This is a genomic window from Naasia sp., from assembly GCF_025465545.1.
Lineage (GTDB): Bacteria > Actinomycetota > Actinomycetes > Actinomycetales > Microbacteriaceae > Naasia.
The window spans coordinates 1-3,281 of the sequence record NZ_JAODMK010000035.1; the positions used below are offsets into that span (position 1 = coordinate 1).

Here is a 3,281-nt window from a genome sequence, read left to right on the forward strand (position 1 = left end):
TCACCCGGGACGCGGCGGAGCGCGGCACCCGGGCGCTGCTCGTGGCGAATCCCCGCACCGACAGCACGGGCTCGAAAGCCGTTAGCGAGCGCTCCGGTTTCTCCTTCCAGGGCGAGGAGGACGACGAGTACCCGCCGGGCAACCCGATCCGCACCAACGTCTGGACCTTCGACCTCGGCGCGCTCCGCGAGGCGAGACGGCAGGGCTATGTCACCTGACGGCAGGTCGCCGTGGTGGGAGACCGCTGTCGTCTACGAGGTCTATCCGCGGAGCTTCGCGGACTCGAACGGCGACGGGGTCGGCGACCTGCGGGGGGTGATCGACCGCCTGCCCTACCTCGCCTCGCTCGGGGTGGACGCTGTCTGGCTGACCCCGTTCCAGACCTCGCCGCAGGTCGACCAGGGCTACGACGTGAGCGACTACTGCGACGTCGACCCGCTGTTCGGCACGCTCGGCGACCTCGAAGACCTGATCGCGGGCGCCCACGAGCTGCGGCTGCGGATCATCGTCGACCTGGTGCCGAATCACGCATCGGTCGAGCATCCGCTGTTCCGGGCGGCGGTCGCCGCCGGGCCGGGCTCCGAGGAGCGGTCGCTGTTCCACTTCGCGCCCGGCGGGTCGGATGGCGGCCCGCCGAACGACTGGCCGAGCGTCTTCGGCGGGTCCGCCTGGACTCGGGCGGTCCCCGACTCCGCGGAGGACCTCGACTGGTACCTGCACCTCTTCGCACCGGCCCAGCCGGACTGGAACTGGCGCAACCGGGCGGTGGGCGACTTCTTCGAGGAGGTGCTCCGCTTCTGGCTCGACCGGGGCGTCGACGGGGTGCGGATCGATGTGGCGCACGGCCTGTTCAAGGCGGAGGGGCTGCCGGACATGGGCGACCTCCCGCCGCGCGCGGACGGCCTGCGCATCAACCCGCTGGCTCGTGACCAGGAGGAGGTGCACGACGTCTATCGCCGCTGGCGCCGGGTCGCCGAGGAGTACGCGCCCCCGCGGCTGCTGGTCGGCGAGGTGAACCTGCCGCCCGACCGTGCCGCCCGCTTCACCCGGCCGGACGAGCTGCACCAGTCGTTCGCGTTCACCTTCATGGGGATCGGCTGGGACGCCGACGCCTGGCTGCGGGTCGCCGAGGAGCTGGAGCGGGTGCGCCGGCAGTCGGGCTCACTGCCGACGTGGGCTCTGGAGAATCACGACGTCCAGCGCGCCGTCACCCGGTTCGGCGGCGGCCAGGTGGGGGAGTGGCGGGCGCGGGCGGCACTGGTCGCCATGCTCGGCTTCCCCGGCTGCGCCTACGTCTTCCAGGGGCAGGAGCTGGGGCTGCCGGGGGTCGACGTGCCCGATGCGGCGAAGCGGGATCCGATGTGGGAGCGAGCAAGGGTGTCGCGGGACGGGGTGCGGGTGCCGCTGCCCTGGACCGCCGCGGCCGACGGGTTCCACGGGTTCTCGGGCGTCCGCGACGGCGCTAGGCCGTGGCTTCCGCAGCCGGAGGGGTGGGGACTGTGTGCCGTGGACGGACAGGGGCAGGACAGCGCCTCGATGCTGACGCTGTTCCGGCAGGCGATCCGGATGCGGCGGGCGCTCGTCGGCGACGGAACGCTGCGCTCCGGCGACCCGGCGGAGTGGAGCCTCACTCCGGGTGGGCTCCTGCTGTGCCGGCGGTCCGGCGGGTTCGTCGTCGCGCTCGCGATGGGGGATCAGGATGTCCCGATCCCCGATGGGCGCATCGTCCTCTGCTCTGCGCCGCTCGTGTCCGGGCAGTTGCCTCCCGATGCTGCGGCCTGGGTGCTGACGGGCTGACGAGGGGGCGGGGAGTTGCGCCTCCCCGCAGCCCCGGTTTTCGGCGGGGAGGGCGTCCGGCAGCCGGCGAGACGGGCTGCCGCCGCCATAGGGTCGAAGGGTGACGCGGCTCGATTTCCTCGTGAGGCCAACGGTGGAGGATGACTGGCCGCAGGTGAAGGCGCTTCGCCTGGAGATGCTCGCGGACACTCCGCTTGCCTATCTGGAGACGCTCGACTCCGCCCGGGACCATGCCGACGACTTCTGGCGACGGCGTGCGGCCGGCGGCTGGGGGGAGCAGGGGATCAACCTTGTTGCGATCGCGGCCGACGGGCGGTGGCTCGGCACGATGGCCTGCCGCATATTCGACGGCGCCGTCGAGCCCTACCTCGTCGGGGTGTACGTCGCGCCCGCGGCACGAGGGGCGGCGGCAGGAGTGACGGACGCCCTTCTCACGGCGATCGAGGAGTGGGCGAGCACCATGGCGAGCGGTCTCCTCCTCGACGTGCACGAGGACAATGCCGCCGCGCGAAGGGCCTATGCGAAGCGCGGGTTCGTGGAGACCGGACGCACGATTCCGTATCCCCTCGACCCGCGCAGCAGGGAGCTGCAGATGCGCAAATCGCTGCGCTGAAGGGCTCACTGCGAGCGCCCATGGCACGCGTGGACCGGGCGAGATCGAGGCCATGCGAGGGGCGCTCGCCCTCCCCAGGTGCGACTTCGAAAAGTTGCCAACAGGGCGGCTGATCAGCGCTTCCTATTGTCGGTGGGTGTCGGTGGTGGGGGTCACAATTGCCCTATGAATCGCCCCACCGATGCTCTCCTCGAGCAGGCCGACGGCCTCGCTCGCCGGGTCGCAACGCTGCCGTGGGGTGAACCCGAGGCGGCGCTCAGCCAGCTGCTCGGAGGCGCGACCGACGCCACGCTCCTGGAGCTCGCCGAGCGGGCGGGGAGGGTCACGCGGCTGGCCGAGACCGTCGCGACGAGGGTGGCGGGAGAGATCGCCAAGCGCTCCACCCGGGACGCGCTCGAGCCGCTGTCCAAGCGGATGGGGGAGCGCACGGCGGCCGCCCTCGTGGCACGTTCCGCAGACGTTCCTGTCGCACGTGCCGCCGACTGGTGCCGGGTCGGCGCCGAGCTCGTCGCGCGGGAGAGCCTCAGCGGCGAACCCCTGCCGTGCCGGTTCGCGCACGTGTCGGCCGCTCTCGACACAGGAGATGTCAGCCCCGACGGCGCCCGCGTGATTATCGAGGCGCTCGAAGCCGTTCGGCACATGCTGAGCCAGGACGCCCTTGAGGGGCTCGAAACGCACCTGTTGCAGGAAGCGCGCCTCCGGTCCTTCCCGGATCTGGCGGCGCTCTGCCGTGCGGTTCCCGACCGGTTCGATCCCGACGGCGCCGAGCCCCGCGAGGAGGAGCTGCGCGCCAAGTCGGGCTTCAAGGTGATCCACCGGCGGGACGGGCTGCTCCGCTGGGTGATCGACGCCCACCCGGAGGCGGCCGGCT

Annotated in this window: 3 protein-coding genes and 1 pseudogene; all 4 read left to right on the forward strand. The window is 72.1% G+C overall.

Annotation, left to right across the window (positions count from 1 at the left end; all coding sequences use genetic code 11):
* Positions 1 to 218, forward strand: a pseudogene (locus JWR33_RS09140) (hypothetical protein); the annotation flags it as partial.
* A complete protein-coding gene (locus JWR33_RS09145) occupies positions 208 to 1,797 on the forward strand; it encodes an alpha-amylase family glycosyl hydrolase (protein WP_297411281.1) in 1,590 nt (529 codons plus the stop codon). The pseudogene JWR33_RS09140 and the gene JWR33_RS09145, both read left to right, overlap by 11 nt.
* Before the next feature lie 100 nt (positions 1,798 to 1,897).
* Complete coding sequence (locus JWR33_RS09150) at positions 1,898 to 2,410, forward strand: GNAT family N-acetyltransferase (RefSeq protein WP_297411283.1); 513 nt, start codon at positions 1,898 to 1,900, stop codon at positions 2,408 to 2,410.
* Positions 2,411 to 2,575: 165 nt separating this feature from the next.
* The coding region (locus JWR33_RS09155; RefSeq protein WP_297411285.1) for a DUF222 domain-containing protein at positions 2,576 to 3,281 on the forward strand (706 nt) is incomplete at its 3' end.